Source organism: Enterobacter vonholyi (assembly GCF_040834095.1).
In the GTDB taxonomy this organism is placed as follows: domain Bacteria; phylum Pseudomonadota; class Gammaproteobacteria; order Enterobacterales; family Enterobacteriaceae; genus Enterobacter; species Enterobacter vonholyi.
The window spans coordinates 3,515,870-3,536,599 of sequence record NZ_CP162152.1; the positions used below are offsets into that span (position 1 = coordinate 3,515,870).

Below are 20,730 nucleotides of genomic sequence, written 5' to 3' on the forward strand. Positions count from 1 at the left end.
AGTATGTGTAGTACCTGCGGTTGCGCCGAAGGCAACCTGTATATAGAAGGGGATGAACACCGCCCCCACTCCGCGTTTCGCTCCGCGCCCTTTTCCCCCGCACCGCGCCCTGCGGCAGCCCTGACCGGCATTACCTTTGCGCCGCAACGCTCCGATGCGGGCGACCTGCATTACGGCCACGGCGAAGCGGGCACCCACGCGCCGGGCATGAGCCAGCGCCAGATGCTGGAGGTGGAAATCAACGTGCTGGACAAGAATAACCAGATCGCCACCCGCAACCGCGCCCGCTTTGCCACCCGCAAACAGCTGGCGCTGAACCTTGTCTCCAGCCCCGGATCCGGCAAAACCACGCTACTGACCGAAACGCTCAAGCGCCTGAACGGGCTTGTCTCCTGCGCGGTGATCGAAGGCGACCAGCAAACCGTTAACGACGCGGCGCGCATTCGCGAAACCGGCACCCCGGCGATTCAGGTCAACACCGGTAAAGGCTGCCACCTCGATGCGCAGATGATTGCCGACGCCGCCCCGCGCCTGCCGCTGGTGGATAACGGCATCCTGTTTATTGAAAACGTCGGCAACCTCGTCTGCCCGGCGAGCTTCGACCTCGGCGAACGACACAAGGTGGCGGTGCTTTCAGTGACCGAAGGCGAAGACAAGCCGCTGAAGTACCCGCACATGTTTGCCGCCGCGTCCATCATGCTGCTGAACAAAGTCGACCTGCTGCCGTACCTGAATTTCGACGTGGATAAGTGCGTGGCGTATGCCCGCGAGGTGAACCCGGAGATTGAGATCCTGCTGGTCTCCGCCACGCGCGGCGACGGCATGGACGGCTGGCTAGACTGGCTGGAGAGCGAACGATGTGCATAGGCGTACCGGGACAAATTCACGCCATCGACGGTAATCAGGCCAAAGTCGAGGTCTGCGGCATCCTGCGCGACGTCGACCTGACGCTGGTGGGCAGCACCGATGAGAGCGGCGCCTCGCGTCTCGGCCAGTGGGTGCTGGTCCACGTGGGGTTTGCCATGAGCGTGATTAACGAAGCGGAAGCCCGCGACACGCTCGACGCCCTGCAAAATATGTTCGACGTGGAGCCTGACGTGGGCGCGCTGCTGTACGGCGAGGAGCGATAATCATGCGTTACGTTGATGAATACCGCGCGCCGGAGCAGGTGCTGCAGCTTATCGGCCACCTGAAAACGCGCGCAGCGCGGCTGGACTACACGAAAGAAAGGCCGCTGCGGATCATGGAGGTGTGCGGCGGGCACACGCACGCCATCTTCAAATTTGGCCTCGGCCAGCTGTTGCCGGAAAACATTGAGTTTATCCACGGCCCCGGCTGTCCGGTCTGCGTGCTGCCGATGGGGCGCATCGACAGCTGTATTGAAATTGCCAGCCAGCCCGACGTCATTTTCTGCACCTTTGGCGACGCGATGCGCGTGCCGGGGAAAAATGGTTCGCTCCTGCAGGCGAAAGCGCGCGGCGCAGACATCCGGATCGTCTATTCGCCGATGGATGCCCTGACGCTGGCAGCGGATAACCCCGCGCGCAAGGTGGTGTTTTTTGGCCTGGGGTTTGAAACCACCATGCCCGCCACCGCCATCACGCTGCAGCAGGCGAAAGCGCGCGGCGTCGATAACTTTTTCTTCTTCTGCCAACACATTACGCTCATCCCCACCCTGCGCAGCCTGCTGGAAGAGCCAGGCAACGGCATTGACGCCTTTCTGGCACCGGGCCACGTCAGCATGGTGATTGGCACAGACGCCTACGGTTTTATCGCTGAACAGTACAATCGTCCGTTAGTGGTCGCTGGTTTCGAACCACTTGATCTACTGCAAGGTGTCACCATGCTGGTTGAGCAGAAAATAGCGTCCCTGAGTACCGTGGAAAATCAGTACCGCCGCGTGGTGCCGGATGCGGGAAATGAACGAGCGCAGCAGGCGATAGCCGACGTGTTTAGCGTTGAGGGCGACAGCGAATGGCGCGGCCTGGGGCTGATTGCTGAATCCGGCGTGCGCCTGACGCCAGCCTATCGCGCGTTCGACGCCGAAGCGCATTTCCGCCCGCAGCCGCAGCAGGTTTGCGACGATCCCCGTGCCCGCTGCGGCGAGGTGCTCACCGGCAAATGCAAACCGCATCAGTGTCCGTTATTTGGCAATACCTGTAACCCGCAAACCGCCTTTGGCGCGCTGATGGTCTCCTCCGAAGGGGCGTGTGCCGCGTGGTATCAGTATCGCAACCAGGAGAGTGAAGCATGAATACGGTTGAAATGGCGCACGGCAGCGGCGGACAGGCGATGCAGCAGCTGATTAACCGGCTGTTTATGGAGGCCTTTAACAACCCCTGGCTCGCCGAACAGGAAGACCAGGCGCGTATTGACCTCGCCGCCCTCACCGCGCAGGGCGACCGGCTGGCCTTCTCGACCGACAGCTACGTGATTGACCCGCTGTTCTTCCCGGGCGGCGATATCGGCAAGCTCGCCGTCTGCGGCACGGCGAACGACGTGGCCGTCAGCGGCGCCATCCCGCGCTACCTCTCCTGCGGGTTTATCCTTGAAGAGGGATTACCGATGGAGACGCTCGCGGCCGTGGTCAACAGCATGGCGCAGACCGCGCGCGAGGCGGGGATAGCTATCGTCACCGGCGACACCAAAGTGGTGCAGCGCGGCGCGGCCGACAAGCTGTTTATCAACACCGCCGGAATGGGCGCGATCCCCGCAGATATTCACTGGGGTGCGCAGCGCCTCAGCGTGGGCGACGTGCTGATCGTTACCGGCACGCTGGGCTGCCACGGGGCGACCATCCTGAACCTGCGCGAAGGCCTGGGGCTGGACGGCGAACTGCGCAGCGACTGCGCGGTACTCACCCCGCTGATTCAGACGCTGCGCGGTATTCCCGGCGTGAAGGCCCTGCGGGATGCCACGCGAGGCGGCGTGAATGCCGTGGTTCACGAGTTTGCGGCAAGCTGCGGGTACGGGATTGAACTTACCGAGCGCAGCCTGCCCGTTAAGCCCGCCGTTCGCGGGCTTTGCGAACTGCTGGGGCTGGACCCGCTCAACTTTGCAAACGAAGGCAAGCTGGTGATTGGCGTTGAACGGGCCGCGGCACAAGCCGTTCTTGAACAGCTGCAGGCTCATCCGTCAGGAAAAGAGGCGGCGATGATTGGTGAAGTGGTTGAGCGCAAAGGGGTGCGCCTGACCGGACTTTATGGCGTGAAGCGCACGCTGGATCTGCCGCACGCTGAACCCTTACCCCGTATTTGCTAGGCCGCGCCACAAGCGGCCAGCATGGATTTTTTTGCTCGTTTCTACTGGAAAGCACTATGCCGTATACACCGATGAGCGATCTTGGACAGCAGGGTCTGTTTGACATTACGCGCACACTTTTACAGCAACCCGATCTCGGCGCGCTGAGCGATGCCCTGACGCGGCTGGTCAGGCAATCGGCGCTGGCGGACAGCGCCGCGATTGTGCTCTGGCATAGCGGAACGCAGCGCGCGAGCTACTTCTCAACGCGTGATAATGGCAAAACGTTTGAATACGAAGACGAAACGTATCTCGCGCATGGCCCGGTGCGCCGCATTCTCTCCAGACCTGAAGTGCTGCACTGCAACTTTGCGGAATTTCAACAGGCGTGGCCGCGGCTCGCGGAGAGCAACCTCTATCAGCCGTTCGGGCATTACTGCATGCTGCCGCTGGCTGCAGAGGGCCAGATTTTTGGTGGATGCGAGTTTATCCGCACGACCGACCAGCCCTGGAGCGAGGCGGAATACGAGCGCCTGCACACCTTTACCCAGATAGTGGCCGTCGTCGCGGAGCAGATCCAAAGCCGAGTGACGAATAACGTGGATTACGACCTGCTCAGCCGCGAACGCGACAACTTCCGCATTCTGGTCGCCATCACCAACGCCGTACTCTCCCGCCTGGACATGGATGAGCTGGTCAGCGAAGTCTCGAAAGAGATCCACCACTATTTCAAAATCGATGCCATCAGCATTGCGCTTCGCGGACATCGCAAGGGCAAGCTGAACATCTACTCCACGCATTATCTTGATGAAGCCAACCCGGCGCACGAGCAGAGCGAAGTGGATGAAGCGGGCACTCTTTCTGAACGGGTCTTCAAAAGCAAAGAGATCCTCCTGATCAACCTCAACGAGCAGGATCCGGTCGCGCCGTACGAGCGGATGCTGTTCAACACCTGGGGCAACAAAATCCAGACCCTGTGCCTGCTGCCCCTGATGTCCGGCAACACCATGCTGGGCGTGCTGAAGCTGGCACAGTGCGAGGAAGGCGTGTTCACCACCGCCAACCTGAAGCTGCTGCGTCAGATCGCCGAGCGTATCTCCATCGCGCTCGATAACGCCCTCGCCTATCAGGAGATCCACCGTCTGAAGGAGCGGCTGGTGGATGAAAACCTGGCCCTGACCGAACAGCTCAACAACGTGGACAGCGAGTTTGGTGAAATCATCGGGCGCAGCGACGCCATGTACAGCGTGCTCAAGCAGGTTGAGATGGTGGCGCAGAGCGACAGCACGGTGCTGATCCTGGGCGAAACCGGTACGGGTAAAGAGCTGATTGCCCGCGCCATCCACAACCTGAGCAACCGCAACAGCCGTCGGATGGTGAAGATGAACTGCGCCGCGATGCCCGCAGGGCTGCTGGAAAGCGATCTGTTCGGCCACGAACGGGGTGCCTTCACCGGGGCCAGCAGCCAGCGGCTGGGCCGTTTTGAGCTGGCAGACAAAAGCTCGCTGTTCCTTGACGAAGTGGGCGATATGCCGCTGGAGCTACAGCCGAAACTGCTGCGCGTCCTGCAGGAGCAGGAGTTTGAGCGCTTGGGCAGCAACAAGCTTATCCAGACCGACGTGCGGCTGATTGCCGCGACTAACCGCGACCTGAAAAAAATGGTCGCCGACCGAGAGTTCCGCAGCGATCTCTACTATCGCCTGAACGTCTTCCCGATCTTCCTGCCGCCGCTGCGCGAGCGCCCGGAAGATATCCCCCTGCTGGTCAAAGCCTTTACCGCGAAGATCGCGCGCCGGATGGGGCGAAACATCGACAGCATTCCTGCCGAGACGTTGCGTACCCTTTCATCCATGGAATGGCCCGGCAACGTGCGCGAGCTGGAAAACGTCATTGAACGCGCGGTGCTGCTGACGCGCGGAAATGTCCTGCAGCTCTCCCTGCCTGAAGTGACGCTGCCTGACGTGAGCGTGCCCGCCGCCGAGACGGCGAAAGAGGGAGAAGATGAATATCAGCTCATTATGCGCGTACTCAAAGAGACCAACGGCGTGGTCGCCGGGCCGAAAGGTGCCGCCCAGCGCCTGGGGTTAAAACGCACCACCCTGCTGTCGCGCATGAAGCGTCTCGGTATTGATAAAGAGAGCCTCATTTAAGGCCTTATTCCGGCGGTGTTTTTCTGACACCGCCTTTTGTTACCCTGCGCGATTGTCCCTCATTGACACAAAATCGTTTCCTCTGTATAAAATTCCGCCTTAATAATGAGTTTCATTTGCATCAAAAATAATTTTAATGAAGGGTAGCGTTTCATGAAGAAGGTCATCTGCGCGTTAGGCCTGGCGGTTGCGTCGGTCAGTTCTGCTCTGGCAACCACATATCCTCTGACGATTGAAAACTGTGGCTATAAAGAGACATTCACCAAAGCGCCGGAACGCGTCGTGGCCCTGGGCCAGAACACCGTCGAAATATTGCTCCTGCTGGGGCTGGAAGATAAGGTGAAGGCCAGCGCCTTCTGGCCGACGAAAGTGTTGCCGCAGCTCGCTGAACAGAACGCAAAAATCAAAACCCTGACGGTCGAAATCCCTACCCTTGAATCCGTGCTTGCGCAAAATCCCGACTTTGTCCCCGCCCAGACGCCACTGCTGCTGGGGCCGGAAAGCAAGGTCGCAAAACGCGACGATCTGATGACTCTGGGCGTGAACAGCTACGTGTCGCCGGGCATGTGCGCGACCAAAAAAGCCACCGGCGATATGTACGGCAGCCGCCAGAAGCTGTGGGATATGACGTATCTCTATCAGGAGATTGAGGACTTCGCCAAAATCTTTAACGTTGAAGACCGCGGTCAGGCCGTGATTGCCGATTTCAAAAAACGAGAGGCCGACCTGCGTAAGGAATTCGGCAAGAGCAAAAAAGACCTCTCGTTTGTCTTCTGGTTCTCCAGCTCCTCCCCCTCTGCGGACGCCTACGTCGGCGGTAAAAATAGCCCCTCCGGGTTTATTGCGAGCCTGATGGGCGGGCATAACGCCATCACCTCCGAGACCGAATGGCCAACCGTGGGTTGGGAAAGCATTATTGCCGCCAATCCGGATGTCATTGTGGTGTCCAGCCTCGACCGCAACCGCTGGGCGCTGGATAACGCGGAAGAGAAAATCAAATTCCTGAAAAGCGATCCGGCCGTCAGCCAGCTGGACGCGGTGAAAAAAGGTCATATCGTGGTGATGGACGGTCAGGCCATGAACCCGACGATTCGCACGATTTACGGGGCTGAGCAGGTCGGCGAACAGCTCAGAAAGCTGGGGCTGAACTGATGACCACCGCCGTTCTTCAGGCCCGGCAGAGCCTGGTTCTGACGACCTCGTGTTTGCTCGCCTTCGTCCTGCTATTTCTGGTTATCGCGCTGAGCGTCAGCGTCGGCGAACTGTCCATCCCGCTGGATAACGTGTTTTACGCTATCAGCAATAAAATGGGGCTCACCGATATTCCGCTCACTCGTATCTATGAGAGCGTGATCTGGGACTTTCGCCTGAGCCGCGCGCTGGTTGCGGCCTGCTGCGGCGCGGGGCTGGCCATCTGTGGTGCCGTATTGCAGAGCCTGCTGAAGAACGCGCTGGCGGAACCCTACGTGCTCGGCGTGTCCGCGGGCGCGTCGACCGGGGCGGTTTCTGTTGTCGTATTGGGGATCGGCACCGGTGCGGTGTCGCTCTCTGCCGGGGCCTTTGCCGGGGCGTTCGCCGCGTTTGCGTTTGTCGCATTTCTGACGAACGGCGCGCGCGGCGGGAATGAACGTACTATTCTGGCAGGCGTTGCCGCCTCGCAGCTTTTCAATGCCATTACCGCCTATACCATCAGCACCTCCGCCAGCGCCCAGCAGGCGCGCGACGTGATGTTCTGGCTGCTGGGCAGCTTCAGCGGCGTACGCTGGCCCGAATTCCAGCTGGCACTGGTCGTGGTGCTGATTGGATTAGCCATTTGCCTCTACTATTCCCGTGCGCTGGATGCCTTTACGTTCGGTGACGACGCCGCGGCGTCGCTTGGCATTGCTGTTCCCTGGGTGCGCCTGGCGCTCTTTACCACTACCGCACTTATCACCGCGACCATCGTCAGCATGGCGGGGTCAATCGGCTTTGTCGGGCTGGTGGTGCCGCACGTCATGCGCTTCCTGTTCGGGCCGCTGCACCGCACGCTGCTGATTGCCAGCGCGCTGGCAGGCGCGATCCTGATGGTGCTGGCAGACATTGCCTCACGCATGCTGATTGCGCCGCAAAGCCTGCCCGTCGGCGTGGTCACCGCACTGGTTGGCGTCCCCTTCTTTGCCGTGATTATCTACCGTTCAAGGAATAAGTGATGAGCATCTGCGCGGAAAATATTACCTGGAAGGTCGGCAAAAAAGTCATCGTTAATGACGTCTCGCTGAAGGTGTCACGGGGTGAAACGGTAGGGCTGCTTGGCCCTAACGGCTGCGGTAAATCGTCTCTTTTACGTATCCTCGCGGGTCTGCGTCGCCCGGATGCTGGCCGCGTTACCCTGGACGGTCAGGACATCTGCAGCATCGCCAAAAAGCAGCTGGCGCGACGGGTGGCCTTCGTCGAGCAGCACGGTATGACGGACGCCAACATGCGCGTGCGCGACGTGGTCAAACTCGGGCGGATTCCGCACCACTCCGCCTTTTCCAACTGGAGCACGCACGATGACGAAACCGTCACCGCCGCTCTGCAGCGCGTGGATATGCTGGATAAAAGCGACCAGGGCTGGCTGAGCCTCTCCGGCGGCGAGCGCCAGCGCGTCCACATTGCCCGCGCGCTGGCCCAGACCCCGACGGAAATCCTGCTGGATGAACCGACCAACCACCTGGACATTCATCATCAGATGCAGCTGATGCAGTTGATCAGCGAATTACCGGTCACCAGCATTGTCGCTATACACGATCTCAACCACGCCTCGATGTTCTGCGACTCGCTGATAGTCATGCAGAAAGGGCAAATTGTGGCGACGGGGACACCGCAGGATATCTTATCCGAGTCATTGCTCTGGGACGTCTTCCGGGTCAAAACCAAAATCGAGATCTCACCGTTCCATGGCAAAAAGCACATTCATTTTATCGTTTAGGGGCGAGTGACCAACGATGCCCCTTCGCCCTGCCACCATGCTCTGGCCGCCCGTTTTACTGGGTAGCCAGTTTGTTTTTAACATTGGCTTTTACGCCGTTGTTCCCTTCCTGGCGATATTCCTGCGCGACGACATGCTGCTCTCCGGCGGGCTGATCGGGCTGATCCTGGGCCTGCGCACGTTCTCGCAACAGGGGATGTTTATCGTCGGTGGTGCCCTCTCGGACCGGTTTGGCGCGAAAATCGTTATCCTGAGCGGTTGTATTGTCCGTGTTTCAGGTTATCTGCTGCTGGCCTTCGGGGAATCGCTGTGGCCGATTATTCTGGGCGCGTGTCTGACAGGCGTGGGCGGCGCGCTGTTTTCTCCGTCTATTGAAGCATTGCTGGCGAAAGCGGGCACGCACAGCGAGGCGAAAGGTAAACGAAGCCGGGCGGAGTGGTTCGCGCTCTTTGCGGTTTGCGGGGAACTCGGTGCCGTACTGGGCCCGGTCGCCGGCGCCCTGCTAACCGGCCTGGGTTTTCGTCAGGTGGCGCTAGCGGGGGCGGGGGTCTTTCTCGTTGCGCTGGTGGTTCTCTACTTTTGCCTGCCCGCGTCACGCCACGCCGCGCAGACGCTAAAGCTCGTTCCCTGGTGGACGACGTTCCGCCAGCCCCGCTTTGTCGCCTTTATTATTGCCTACAGCTCGTGGCTTTTAAGCTATAACCAGCTCTATCTGGCGCTGCCGGTAGAGATCCAGCGCTCTGGCGGTAACGAGAAAGATCTCGGCCCACTCTTTATGCTGGCCTCCGTTCTGATCATCACCTTACAGCTGCCGCTGGCGCGTTTCGCCCGACGCGTGGGTGCGGTGAGGATCCTGCCGGTGGGCTTTTTGCTGCTCTCCGCCGCCTTTGCGAGCGTGGCAATATTTGCGTCGACGGCACCGCCAGAGGGCTGGCTGCGCCTGCTGCCGTCAGTCTGTTTCGTGACGCTGCTGACGCTGGGGCAGATGCTGCTGGTACCCTCGGCAAAGGATCTGATCCCGAGGTTTGCCGAGGAGTCCACGCTGGGGGCGCACTATGGCGCACTCGCCACCGCTGGCGGCATTGCGGTACTGGCAGGAAACTTGTTGTTTGGTAGCCTGCTGGATCGCGCGCTGGTACCCTCAACGCAGGCGATGTATCCCTGGCTGCTGCTGGCCCTTTTCCCACTCTGTAGCGCGCTGGCCCTGAACGTTATTTGCCGCCCGCTCAAAAGCTGAACCGGTCACTTTTTCGGACGATACTTTTCCGGCAGCTCCGGCACGGGACGACGGTCATCAATCAGATGGCGGACGGTCAGAATGGGGTGACGCCATAACATACGCGGGCCTGCCCAGCGCATAATCTGCTTCATCTCTTCGCGTTTTGCAGGCTGATAGCAGTGGACCGGACACTGCTTACAGGCAGGCTTTTCCTCACCAAAAGCGCACTTATCCAGGCGCTTATCGGCATAGGCATTCAGCGCCTGATAGTGCCCGTCTTCCACAGAGGCCTGAGGACACTGCTTCTGATACAGCGCGATCATTTTCGCGATGGTCTCTTTTTCGCGAGAAATTCGTTTACCGGACATAGCGACTTACCAAACAATAAAGTGCAAAAATAATACACCTTTCAATGCGGGATTTCAGTTGTTGCATGCGGTTTTCTGAAGCCTGATTCCAGTTTTATCCCTGCACCGCCCGGCAATCACTGGTATTTTATACAGGCATTAGTGATGACTTTTATCCGTGTTGTCGGGAGACCCTATGCAAGAACTCGCTATCAACAAACCCTATCGCCATTTAACAGTGGGATATTTCAGAAAGCGCCATGAAGACCGCAATACCAAGATACCGAAGCGCTACAGCGTGCATGCGGCGCTGAGCTTAAAAGGAGACTGGCTTGAACAGGCTGGGTTTACCACCCACTCCAGGGTTCGAGTGGGCGTAGAGCATGGAAAAATAGTCATTGAGTTAATGTCGGAAGATGCCTCGTAAAGCGACGACATTTTTCTGCGCCGTACCTTTTTTTCATGCGACAATAGAAGGAACAAACGGCCTCTGAGCCGCTCAAAACGGTTTATATTCAAAGAAATGGACATCATAACTCCATGAGCACACTCGACAATTTCGACGCACATACGCCGATGATGCAGCAGTATCTGAAGCTGAAGGCACAGCATCCGGAAATCCTGCTGTTCTATCGTATGGGCGATTTTTACGAGCTGTTTTATGACGATGCTAAGCGCGCATCGCAGCTGCTCGACATCTCGCTGACCAAACGGGGCGCATCGGCTGGTGAACCCATCCCAATGGCCGGTATTCCGCACCACGCGGTAGAAAACTACCTGGCGAAACTGGTGAATCAGGGTGAGTCTGTCGCCATCTGCGAACAGATCGGCGACCCCGCGACCTCAAAAGGTCCGGTGGAACGCAAGGTCGTGCGCATCGTCACGCCCGGCACCATCAGTGATGAAGCCCTGCTTCAGGAACGCCAGGACAACCTGCTGGCCGCGCTGTGGCAGGACGGTAAAGGCTTTGGCTACGCGACGCTGGATATTAGTTCCGGACGTTTTCGTCTGAGTGAACCGGCCGATCGTGAAACGATGGCTGCCGAACTGCAGCGCACCAACCCGGCAGAATTGCTCTACGCCGAAGATTTCGCCGAAATGGCGCTGATTGAAGGTCGTCGCGGGTTGCGCCGCCGTCCGCTGTGGGAATTCGAAATTGGTACCGCGCGCCAGCAGCTGAATCTGCAGTTTGGCACCCGCGATCTGATTGGCTTTGGCGTTGAAAATGCCCCGCGCGGGCTGTGTGCGGCAGGTTGCCTCCTGCAGTACGTAAAAGATACCCAGCGCACCGCCCTGCCGCATATCCGCTCTATCACCATGGAGCGCCAGCAGGACAGCATCATCATGGATGCCGCCACGCGCCGTAACCTGGAGATCACGCAGAACCTCGCGGGCGGCGTAGAAAATACGCTGGCGTCGGTCCTCGACAATACGGTAACGCCAATGGGCAGCCGTATGCTGAAACGCTGGCTGCATATGCCGATTCGCGATACCGCTACGCTGGTTTGTCGTCAGCAGACGATTGCCGCGCTGCAGGATCGCTATACCGAGCTGCAGCCTGTCCTGCGCCAGGTGGGAGATCTGGAACGTATCCTGGCCCGTCTGGCGCTGCGCACGGCGCGACCGCGCGATCTTGCGCGGATGCGTCATGCTTTCCAGCAGCTGCCGGAACTTCGTGCGCAGCTGAGCGACGTTGACAGCGCGCCGGTACAGAAACTCCGCGAAACCATAGGCGAATTTACCGAACTCCGCGAGCTGCTGGAGCGCGCCATTATCGATGCGCCTCCGGTTCTGGTGCGTGATGGCGGCGTGATTGCTCCGGGCTACAACGAGGAGCTGGACGAATGGCGCGCGCTGGCCGACGGCGCGACGGACTACCTCGATAAGCTGGAGATCCGCGAGCGCGAGCGTCTTGGGCTGGACACCCTGAAGGTGGGTTATAACGCGGTTCACGGTTACTACATTCAAATCAGCCGCGGGCAGAGCCACCTGGCACCGATTCACTACGTGCGCCGCCAGACGTTGAAAAACGCTGAACGCTACATCATTCCCGAGCTGAAAGAGTACGAGGACAAAGTCCTCACCTCGAAAGGGAAAGCCCTGGCGCTGGAAAAACAGCTGTATGAAGAGCTGTTTGATATGCTGATGCCGCACCTGGCCGACCTGCAGCTGAGCGCCAGCGCGCTGGCGGAACTGGACGTGCTGGTGAATCTGGCAGAGCGCGCGGAAACGCTGAACTACACCTGCCCGACCTTTACCGACAAGCCCGGCATTCGCATCACTGAAGGCCGTCACCCGGTGGTGGAGCGGGTGCTGAACGAACCGTTCATCGCCAACCCGCTGAGCCTGTCGCCGCAGCGAAGAATGCTGATCATTACCGGTCCGAACATGGGTGGTAAGAGTACCTATATGCGTCAGACGGCGCTGATTGCCCTGCTTGCCTATATCGGCAGCTACGTTCCAGCGCAAAACGTGGAGATTGGCCCCATCGACCGTATCTTTACCCGTGTTGGAGCTGCGGACGATCTGGCGAGCGGTCGCTCAACCTTCATGGTCGAAATGACTGAAACGGCAAACATTCTGCATAACGCGACGGAGCACAGCCTGGTGCTGATGGACGAAGTCGGACGCGGAACGTCAACCTACGATGGTCTGTCGCTGGCCTGGGCCTGTGCGGAAAGCCTCGCGAATAAAATCAAGGCCATGACGCTGTTCGCCACCCACTACTTCGAGCTGACGCAGCTGCCGGAGAAAATGGAAGGCGTGGCTAACGTCCACCTTGATGCGCTGGAGCACGGCGACACCATCGCCTTTATGCACACGGTGCAGGATGGCGCGGCAAGCAAGAGCTATGGTCTGGCCGTTGCGGCGCTGGCCGGTGTACCGAAAGAGGTGATCAAGCGCGCGCGTCAGAAACTGCGTGAGCTGGAAAGCCTGTCACCGAATGCGGCGGCGACGCAGATTGATGGTACGCAGATGTCGCTGCTGGTACCGGCGGAAGAGACATCGCCTGCTGTGGAAGCGCTGGAAAACCTCGAGCCGGATTCACTGACGCCGCGTCAGGCGCTGGAGTGGATTTATCGCCTGAAGAGTCTGGTTTAGTTTTCTGCGGTCTTTGCCCGGTGGCGCAGCGCCACCGGGCTGTCTTTACAGCAGCGGCGGGATCGTTGGCACCTGCGGCGCCTCGTCAATATCCTTCTGCGTCATGCGGAACGCTTCAGGGTAATGCTCGCGGCTGGTACGACGCAACGGTTCGGTATCTCGCCAGGTATACAGACAATGCTGGCACTGGTAAACGGTCCAGACCCCTTTCACCGGCGACGTCGCCATCACTTCAATATGCTCATCGGCACAACGTGGACAAATCATCTTTTCCTCCTTATTGACGTGAAGCCAGCATCGCGGTCAGTTTTTCAGCCCAGGCTTTGGTTTCAGGCAGATCCTGTACCGGCTGGCTATAGTGGCCACGGGTGTCCGGTGCGACAGGCGTGGTCGCATCGATAATCAGTTTGTCGGTAATGCCCGCCGGACTGGATCCAGGATCGAGTTCCAGCACCGACATGTTCGGCAACTGCACCAGATCGCCTGCCGGGTTGACCTTCGATGACAGCGCCCACATCACCTGCGGGAGGTTGAACGGGTCGACATCCTCATCCACCATGATCACCATCTTCACGTAGCCCAGGCCGTGCGGCGTGGTCATGGCGCGCAAGCCGACCGCGCGGGCAAAACCGCCGTAGCGTTTTTTGGTGGAGATAATCGCCAGCAGACCGTGGGTATACATCGCATTCACCGCCTGCACTTCCGGGAATTCCGCTTTCAGCTGCTGGTAGAGCGGCACGCAGGTGGCTGGCCCCATCAGATAATCAATCTCGGTCCACGGCATACCGAGATAAAGGGATTCGAAAATCGGTTTGGTGCGGTAAGAAACTTTGTCGATACGCACAACCGTCATGTTACGACCACCGGAGTAGTGCCCAGTAAACTCGCCGAACGGCCCTTCAATTTCGCGCTTACGGCCTTCAATCACCCCTTCCAGGATCACTTCAGAACCCCACGGCACGTCGAAGCCGGTCAGCGGCGCGGTGGCAATCGGATATGGGCTTTCACGCAGCGCGCCGGCCATTTCATACTCTGACTGATCGTATTTCAGCGGCGTCGCGCCCATCAGCGTAATGATCGGATCGTTACCGAGGGTAATGGCAATCGGCAGGTCTTCGCCGCGCTCTTCGGCTTTGTGCAGATGCAGAGCAATATCGTGCATCGGTACCGGCTGCAGGCCGAGCTTGCGCTTGCCCTTCACTTCCATGCGGTAGATGCCAACGTTCTGCTTGCCGAAGTTATCCGGGTCAAGCGGATCGCGCGAGACGACGCACGCTTTATCGAGATAAAAACCCCCGTCGCCGTCGTTCAGACGGAACAGCGGTAGAATATCGAACAGGTTAATGTCTTCACCGTCCACCGTATTCTGCGCCCAGGCCGGGTTGGGGCGGCGCTCTGGCGCAATAGGAAATTTATCCCAGCGACGGATAAACTCGTCGATCTGCTTTTTCACCGGCGTGTTCGCCGGCAGCCCCATCGAAATGGCATGGTTCTGCCAGGAGCCGATGGTGTTCATCACCACGCGGGCATCGGTAAACCCGCGAATATTGTCGAACCACAGCGCGGGGGCGCCGTCACCGATGCGGCCGGTCGCGTTGGCTGCCGCCGCCAGATCGGGCTCGGCGTTAACCTCTTCCTCAATTTTCAGCAGTTGCCCTTGCTCATCGAGCGCCTGCAGGAAGCTTCTCAAATCATCAAATGCCATCTTTATTCTCCTGTGAAAAATGTTTCGCCTCCCGCAACCCGTTCCAGCGGCGCGCCTTTTTATGCTCCAGGCCAAACTGGTCAAGCACGCGGGTCACAATATGCTGGGTGATGTCATCGGCGGTTTGCGGATGGTTGTAATACGCAGGCATAGGCGGCACCATCGCCACGCCCATGCGGGAGAGCGCAAGCATATTCTCCAGATGAATGGTGCTGAGCGGCGTTTCACGGGGCACCAGCACCAGCTTACGCCCCTCTTTCAGCACCACATCCGCCGCACGGCCCACCAGCCCTTCGGCATAGCCCGCGCGGATCCCGGCCAGCGTTTTCATGCTGCAGGGAATGACGATCATGCCGTCGGTACGAAACGAACCGGAGGAGATGGTGGCGGCCTGGTCAGCCGGGCTATGGACAACGTCAGCCAGCGCAGCAACGTCCTGGGCGGTGTAAGGGGTTTCCAGTTCAATGGTGGTTTTTGCCCACTTCGACATCACCAGATGCGTCTCTACTTCCGGCATTTCCCGCAGCGCCTGCAGCAGCGCCACGCCCAGCGGAGCACCCGTCGCCCCCGTCATTCCCACGATCAATCTCATTCATCACCTCAATCATTTTGTTCGTGTACGAACATTATGAGTAAACTACTCCCGAATTCTTTTTCTGACAATATCGTTCGCATACGATCACACTAAATGCTAAAAAATGCCGCATTATCATCCCGGGCTTTAGCAGCTATCATAGGGGGTGATTTTTTCTGTCGGAGTGTTCATGGAACTAAGACAAGAGGCGTTCCACCTGTTACGTCAGCTTTTTCAACAGCATACTGCACGGTGGCAACATGCATTGCCGGAGCTGACCAAGCCGCAGTATGCGGTGATGCGCTCCATTGCCGAGCATCCGGGCATTGAACAGGTGGCATTGACCGAGGTCGCGGTCAGCACCAAAGCGACCCTGGCGGAAATGCTCAGCCGCATGGAGGCGCGTGGGCTGGTCAAACGCGAGCACGACCCTGCGGATAAGCGCCGTCGCTTTGTCTTCCTCACGCCAGAAGGTGAGGCCCTGCTTGCAGAGTGTAAGCCGGTAGGCAATGAGGTTGATGAGGCCTTTTTAGGCCGTCTTAACAAGGCCGAGCGAGAGCAGTTCTCGGCTCTCATCAAAAAGATGATGCACGATTAATTCACGCTGGTGCGCATAAAATCGATAAAGGTGCGCACTTTCGCTGAGACATGCCGGGCATCAGGATAGACCGCATAGATGCCCTGCCGCGCAAAGGTATATTCCGGTAACACCTGGACCAGTTCTCCCGCATCAAGCGCACCGCGTACCAGCCATTCCGGCAGTAACGCCACCCCACCGCCTGCGAGCGCAAAAGCCATAAGGGCCTGAGCGCTGTCGGCAAACAGGCGCGGCGCTTTTTTTATCTCGAGCGTTTCAGGCGCGCCGCTGGCATTTTTCACCTGCCAGCGGAGCGGTGAGGCCAGGCGCTCGTGGATAATCCAGCCGGCCTGCGCCAGCTGCGCAAGAGATTCGATCGGGTTTCTCACAAGCCACTCGGACGTCGCGACGGGGAGAATAGAAAAGTGAGAAATCAGTGCGGCGTGGTTGCGCGAATCGGCAAGCGTCCCCAGCCGGATGGCCACGTCAAAGCGCTCCGAGATAAGGTCTGCGTGCAGTGACGACGAAACATGTCGGACGCGAAGATCCGTGTGCTGCTGGCTAAACCTGGCCAGCAGCGGCACCACGACCCGGGAGCCATATTCAGGCGTGGTCGTGATCCGCAGTTCACCGGTAAGTCCCGCATGATTCGCGCGGACATCATCCTGCAGCCGTTCGGCCTCCTTCAGAAGCGCCACGCTGCGCTGATGAAAAAGCGCGCCCGCCTCGGTTAGCGTCAGGCGGCGGGTGGAGCGCAGCAGCAGCGTAACGCCCAGCTCATCTTCAAGCTGGCGGATATTGAAGCTAACCACCGCTTTTGTCAGCCCCATCGCCTCGGCGGCCGCCGTAAAACTGCCGGTGTCGGCCACTGCGATAAACATCTGCGTCCGCTGTAGGTTAACCATTATTACGCCTTATACTGTCAAAATATTTTTGACAGTATATCGCGCTTTGTCAGGTTTATCCGTGATTCCCCAGCCGATACGATACGCCACCTCACCGGAGGATCCACCATGACGTATCGCAGCAAAGTTGCCGTTGTCTATCTGCTGGGCTTTTTTCTTGATTTGATCAACATGTTTATTGCCAGCGTCGCCTTTCCGGCGATGGCTCACGCCTTTAACACCACGCCTTCTGCCCTTGCCTGGGTCAGTAACGGGTATATTGCCGGTCTGACGATGGCGATCCCGTTCAGCAGCGTGCTCACGCGCCGCATCGGGCCAAAGCGCGTCATCCTGCTTTCGCTTTTTCTGTTCAGCGCAGCCTCAGCTACAGCGGGCCTGTCTGCAACGCTGGAAACTCTGATTGCCTGGCGAGTGCTTCAGGGCGTGGGAGGAGGCTTACTGATCCCCGTTGGACAGGCGCTGACCTGGCAACAGTTCAGGCCTCACGAGCGGGCCCGACTCTCCTCGGTAGTGATGCTGGTTGCGTTGCTTGCCCCAGCCAGCTCCCCGGCTATCGGCGGCGTGCTGGTGCAGACGCTGGGCTGGCGATGGATCTTTTTCGCCACGCTCCCGGTGGCTATCGTGACCTTTGTTCTGGCCTGTCTGTGGCTTAAACACGAAAAACCCACGATGAACACGGCCAGACTGCTAAACCTGCCCTTGCTTGCGAACCCGCTTTTGCGTTTTTCCATGCTTGTCTATTTATGCGTCCCCGGCATATTTATTGGGGTGAACGTCACGGCCATGTTTTATCTTCAGCACGAGGCGAACATGAGCCCAGCCGCAACGGGAATGCTCATGCTGCCGTGGTCTGTGGCATCGTTTCTCGCCATCACGGCGACGGGACGTTATTTTAACCGTATCGGCCCCCGACCGCCGATCGTCATCGGCTGCCTGTTGCAGGCGGCGGGTATTCTGCTTTTGATTGACGTTAGCTCGTCAACGCTGTTGCCTGCCGTCGCGTTTACCCTGATGGGCGCGGGGGGAAGCCTGTGCAGCAGTACGGCTCAGAGCAGCGCGTTTCTGACAACGCGCCGGGACGAGATGCCGGATGCCAGCGCGCTGTGGAATCTCAATCGTCAGCTGAGTTTTTTTGCCGGTGCCCTTCTGCTTGCGCAGGTGCTGAACCTGGCGCAGGCGTGGCTGACACCACTCGCCGCCTGGCACGGGATGTTTATTTTTGCTGCAGGCATGACCTTGCTGCCTGTACCGTACGTTTTTCGTCTTAACAATACGCAGGTGCTAAATCAGCTGCGACAGGAGAATTCATGACGCTTTTCGAACACGACATTATCGACCTCCACATTGCGCTTGAAGACTGGTTAGGCAAAGGTGAAGGCGATCCCGACGCCCTGCTCGCTCGTTTCCGTCGCGATTTTCTTATGCTCCCACCGGGCGGTGTTCAGATCGACTATATCGGCCTGGCCAGTTTTCTGGAAAACCAGCGTGGAAGTCGTCCCGGACTGAAGATCGTCATTGACGAATTAACCACGATCCAGAGCGGCGAACGGGGTGCAGTGCTTCACTACCGGGAGACGCAAACCCGGCCGGACCTGCCCGTCAACGTGCGCTGGTCAACTGCGGTGCTTAATCAGGAAGGCGATCGGATAGTGTGGCGTCTGCTGCACGAAACGGCTAAGCCGTAGCGCAAAAGAAAAAGGCCCGTCTCACGACGGGCCTTTTTTGACGAAAGGTTGCTTATTCGCGGAACAGCGCTTCGATGTTCAGACCTTGCCCCTGCAGGATTTCACGCAGGCGGCGCAGACCTTCAACCTGAATCTGACGAACACGTTCACGGGTCAGGCCAATTTCGCGGCCGACGTCTTCCAGTGTCGCAGCTTCATACCCCAGTAAACCGAAACGACGTGCCAGCACTTCACGCTGTTTGGCGTTCAGTTCGAACAGCCATTTGACGATGCTCTGTTTCATGTCATCGTCCTGCGTGGTGTCTTCCGGACCGTTATCTTTTTCATCGGCCAGGATGTCCAGCAGCGCTTTTTCGGAGTCGCCACCCAGCGGGGTGTCAACGGAGGTAATGCGCTCGTTGAGACGCAGCATACGGCTTACGTCATCAACCGGTTTATCGAGTTGTTCGGCAATCTCTTCTGCGCTTGGCTCGTGGTCCAGCTTATGGGACAACTCGCGCGCGGTGCGCAGATAAACGTTCAACTCTTTGACGATGTGAATCGGCAGGCGGATCGTACGGGTCTGGTTCATAATAGCCCGTTCGATGGTCTGACGAATCCACCAGGTCGCGTAGGTTGAGAAACGGAACCCGCGTTCCGGGTCAAACTTCTCAACTGCGCGGATGAGACCTAAGTTGCCCTCTTCAATCAGATCCAGCAGAGCCAGACCACGATTGCCGTAACGGCGGGCAATTTTCACGACCAGTCGCAGGTTACTTTCAATCATGCGACGACGCGAGGCAACATCACCACGCAAAGCACGACGTGCGAAATAGACTTCTTCTTCGGCCGTTAACAGTGGGGAGTAACCAATCTCCCCAAGGTAAAGCTGAGTCGCGTCCAGTACACGCTGTGTGGCACCCTGCGATAACAGCTCTTCTTCAGCCAAATCGTTATCACTGGGTTCCTCTTCTACTAAGGCTTTTTCGTCAAAAGCCTCTACTCCGTTCTCATCAAATTCCGCGTCTTCATTTAAATCATGAACTTTCAGCGTATTCTGACTCATAAGGTGGCTCCTACCCGTGATCCCTGAACGAGACACCCTGGCTGGCATGCCCCGTCAAATTATCGCTGCGGCAAGTACTGCAGCGGGTTTACGGATTTCCCCTTGTAACGAATTTCAAAATGCAAGCGTGTAGAACTGGTTCCGGTGCTACCCATGGTAGCGATTTTTTGCCCCGCCTTAACTTCTTGTTGTTCCCGGACCAGCATTGTGTCGTTATGGGCGTAGGCACTCAGGTAATCATCGTTATGTTTGATGATAATAAGATTACCGTAACCGCGCAGAGCGTTACCGGCATACACAACGCGTCCATCTGCGGTCGCGATGATAGCCTGTCCTTTACTCCCTGCGATATCGATCCCTTTATTTCCCCCTTCGGAGGAAGAGAAGTTCTCGATAACCTTGCCGTCAGTCGGCCAGCGCCATGCAGAAATCGGCGAACTGGAGGTCATACTGCTGGCAGTCGGTTCAGTAGAGCTAACCACAGGTGCCGTAACCGGTGCTGTGACAGCAGTCGCAGTCCCTTTATTATTCGGCAACATTTTGTTAGCAGTCTGATCACCTGAATCCTCAGAATACGTAATTACAGGTTGTGAAGCAACCACCGTGGTGGATTTTTGTGCAGGCTTAACGCTGTTATTTTGAGCTGTTACATCGGCCGCTGAAACGGTGTTGCCAGGCGTAAGCGGCGTGCCCGTCGCGTTGCCCACCTGGAGCGTTTGCCCGACTTCCAGACCATATGGGGCCTGGACGTTATTGCGCTGCGCGAGGTCACGGAAATCGTTCCCGGTGATCCACGCAATGTAGAACAGCGTATCGCCGCGTTTCACGGTATAGGTGCTGCCACCGGTGTAGCTGCCTTTCGGAATGTTCCCATACTGGCGGTTATAGACTATGCGGCCATTTTGGGTCTGAACAGGTTGTTCAACTGGCTGAACCTGTACTGGCTGTGTAACAGGATGTTGCACAGGCTGAATTTGTGGTGTTTGCTGCGGTGCAGCCGTCCCCATTTTAGGTGGCGGCGTGATTAACATTCCGCTGGACGTGTTACCGGAGCCGCTGTTTCCGCCGACGGAACTCACGGGCGCAGGCGCGTTGTTTGAACTTGTACAGCCTGCCAGCCAGAGCGAAACCAGTGATAATGCCGCAACACGGCTGATGGTGAATTTAGGGCTTCCCGCGCTCATTTATCCCCCAGGAATGTGTTAACTACCAGTGACTTAAAATTTACCGT

The 20,730-nt window shown here is 58.2% G+C and carries 21 protein-coding genes; 14 read left to right on the forward strand and 7 right to left on the reverse strand.

Annotated features, from left to right (window positions below; all coding sequences use genetic code 11):
- The first annotated feature begins 3 nt into the window (after nt 1-3).
- The 9 genes from hypB (at nt 4) to AB3N39_RS16540 (ending at nt 9,577) form a co-directional block, all read left to right on the forward strand.
- A complete protein-coding gene (gene hypB, locus AB3N39_RS16500; RefSeq protein WP_136195138.1) occupies nt 4-867 on the forward strand; it encodes a hydrogenase nickel incorporation protein HypB in 864 nt (287 codons plus the stop codon).
- Entirely contained in the window at nt 858-1,130 is a 273-nt protein-coding gene (locus AB3N39_RS16505; protein ID WP_047650282.1) for a HypC/HybG/HupF family hydrogenase formation chaperone, read from the forward strand. Before hypB ends, AB3N39_RS16505 begins: the two co-directional genes overlap by 10 nt.
- 2 nt (nt 1,131-1,132) lie before the next feature.
- Nucleotides 1,133-2,254 carry a hydrogenase formation protein HypD gene (hypD, locus tag AB3N39_RS16510; RefSeq protein WP_133295047.1) on the forward strand — a complete coding sequence of 374 codons (1,122 nt, stop codon included), beginning with the start codon at nt 1,133-1,135 and terminating at the stop codon, nt 2,252-2,254.
- Nucleotides 2,251-3,261 (forward strand): hydrogenase expression/formation protein HypE, encoded by a 1,011-nt coding sequence (hypE, locus tag AB3N39_RS16515; RefSeq protein WP_143345449.1) that lies wholly within the window; start codon nt 2,251-2,253, stop codon nt 3,259-3,261. The genes hypD and hypE overlap by 4 nt, the downstream gene beginning before the upstream one ends.
- Before the next feature lie 56 nt (nt 3,262-3,317).
- Nucleotides 3,318-5,390 (forward strand): formate hydrogenlyase transcriptional activator FlhA, encoded by a 2,073-nt coding sequence (gene flhA, locus AB3N39_RS16520; protein WP_115876158.1) that lies wholly within the window; start codon nt 3,318-3,320, stop codon nt 5,388-5,390.
- Between the two features lie 153 nt (nt 5,391-5,543).
- Nucleotides 5,544-6,542, forward strand: a complete 999-nt coding sequence (locus tag AB3N39_RS16525; RefSeq protein ID WP_115876159.1) for an ABC transporter substrate-binding protein — start codon at nt 5,544-5,546, stop codon at nt 6,540-6,542.
- The gene (locus AB3N39_RS16530; RefSeq protein WP_111965470.1) at nt 6,542-7,579 is read left to right on the forward strand and encodes an iron ABC transporter permease; all 1,038 of its coding nucleotides are present in this window, start codon (nt 6,542-6,544) and stop codon (nt 7,577-7,579) included. Before AB3N39_RS16525 ends, AB3N39_RS16530 begins: the two co-directional genes overlap by 1 nt.
- Nucleotides 7,579-8,340, forward strand: a complete 762-nt coding sequence (locus tag AB3N39_RS16535) for an ABC transporter ATP-binding protein (RefSeq protein ID WP_111965469.1) — start codon at nt 7,579-7,581, stop codon at nt 8,338-8,340. Before AB3N39_RS16530 ends, AB3N39_RS16535 begins: the two co-directional genes overlap by 1 nt.
- Nucleotides 8,341-8,356: 16 nt before the next feature.
- Entirely contained in the window at nt 8,357-9,577 is a 1,221-nt protein-coding gene (locus AB3N39_RS16540; RefSeq protein ID WP_288461427.1) for an MFS transporter, read from the forward strand.
- A gap of 5 nt (nt 9,578-9,582) precedes the next feature.
- Here the strand turns inward: AB3N39_RS16540 and AB3N39_RS16545 are convergent, their stop codons facing one another.
- Nucleotides 9,583-9,927: a nitrous oxide-stimulated promoter family protein gene (locus AB3N39_RS16545; RefSeq protein WP_367896901.1), complete on the reverse strand. Its 345-nt coding sequence runs from the start codon at nt 9,925-9,927 to the stop codon at nt 9,583-9,585.
- Nucleotides 9,928-10,102: 175 nt separating this feature from the next.
- Here AB3N39_RS16545 and AB3N39_RS16550 point away from each other — a divergent pair, with 175 nt between their 5' ends.
- Nucleotides 10,103-10,333: a SymE family type I addiction module toxin gene (locus AB3N39_RS16550; protein ID WP_045908493.1), complete on the forward strand. Its 231-nt coding sequence runs from the start codon at nt 10,103-10,105 to the stop codon at nt 10,331-10,333.
- A 113-nt stretch (nt 10,334-10,446) separates the two neighbouring features.
- Nucleotides 10,447-13,008, forward strand: coding sequence for a DNA mismatch repair protein MutS (mutS, locus tag AB3N39_RS16555; RefSeq protein WP_367896902.1), 2,562 nt, complete (start codon nt 10,447-10,449; stop codon nt 13,006-13,008).
- Between the two features lie 45 nt (nt 13,009-13,053).
- Here the strand turns inward: mutS and AB3N39_RS16560 are convergent, their stop codons facing one another.
- Genes AB3N39_RS16560 through AB3N39_RS16570 form a run of 3 tightly spaced genes read right to left on the reverse strand, consistent with a single transcriptional unit; the run spans nt 13,054 to nt 15,305 of the window.
- On the reverse strand, nt 13,054-13,275 hold the full coding sequence (locus AB3N39_RS16560; RefSeq protein ID WP_003862116.1) for a non-oxidative hydroxyarylic acid decarboxylases subunit D: 222 nt from the start codon (nt 13,273-13,275) through the stop codon (nt 13,054-13,056).
- A 10-nt stretch (nt 13,276-13,285) separates the two neighbouring features.
- Nucleotides 13,286-14,713, reverse strand: coding sequence for a non-oxidative hydroxyarylic acid decarboxylases subunit C (locus AB3N39_RS16565; RefSeq protein ID WP_111965466.1), 1,428 nt, complete (start codon nt 14,711-14,713; stop codon nt 13,286-13,288).
- Nucleotides 14,703-15,305: a non-oxidative hydroxyarylic acid decarboxylases subunit B gene (locus tag AB3N39_RS16570; protein ID WP_008499595.1), complete on the reverse strand. Its 603-nt coding sequence runs from the start codon at nt 15,303-15,305 to the stop codon at nt 14,703-14,705. The genes AB3N39_RS16565 and AB3N39_RS16570 overlap by 11 nt, the downstream gene beginning before the upstream one ends.
- 172 nt (nt 15,306-15,477) lie before the next feature.
- On the opposite strand from AB3N39_RS16570, the gene AB3N39_RS16575 reads away from it, so the two are divergent.
- Nucleotides 15,478-15,885: a MarR family winged helix-turn-helix transcriptional regulator gene (locus tag AB3N39_RS16575; protein ID WP_133295053.1), complete on the forward strand. Its 408-nt coding sequence runs from the start codon at nt 15,478-15,480 to the stop codon at nt 15,883-15,885.
- Here AB3N39_RS16575 and AB3N39_RS16580 read toward each other — a convergent pair.
- Complete coding sequence (locus AB3N39_RS16580; RefSeq protein ID WP_367896903.1) at nt 15,882-16,769, reverse strand: LysR family transcriptional regulator; 888 nt, start codon at nt 16,767-16,769, stop codon at nt 15,882-15,884. The two genes, AB3N39_RS16575 and AB3N39_RS16580, sit on opposite strands and share 4 nt — an antisense overlap.
- A 108-nt stretch (nt 16,770-16,877) precedes the next feature.
- Between AB3N39_RS16580 and AB3N39_RS16585 the strand changes: the two genes are divergently transcribed.
- Complete coding sequence (locus AB3N39_RS16585) at nt 16,878-18,080, forward strand: MFS transporter (protein ID WP_367896904.1); 1,203 nt, start codon at nt 16,878-16,880, stop codon at nt 18,078-18,080.
- Nucleotides 18,077-18,454, forward strand: a complete 378-nt coding sequence (locus AB3N39_RS16590; protein WP_367896905.1) for a DUF4440 domain-containing protein — start codon at nt 18,077-18,079, stop codon at nt 18,452-18,454. The genes AB3N39_RS16585 and AB3N39_RS16590 overlap by 4 nt, the downstream gene beginning before the upstream one ends.
- A gap of 52 nt (nt 18,455-18,506) precedes the next feature.
- On the opposite strand, the gene rpoS is transcribed toward AB3N39_RS16590, so the two are convergent.
- A complete protein-coding gene (gene rpoS / locus AB3N39_RS16595) occupies nt 18,507-19,499 on the reverse strand; it encodes an RNA polymerase sigma factor RpoS (RefSeq protein ID WP_008499600.1) in 993 nt (330 codons plus the stop codon).
- 59 nt (nt 19,500-19,558) lie between these two features.
- The gene (gene nlpD, locus AB3N39_RS16600) at nt 19,559-20,683 is read right to left on the reverse strand and encodes a murein hydrolase activator NlpD (protein WP_039024138.1); all 1,125 of its coding nucleotides are present in this window, start codon (nt 20,681-20,683) and stop codon (nt 19,559-19,561) included.
- Between the last annotated feature and the right edge of the window lie 47 nt (nt 20,684-20,730).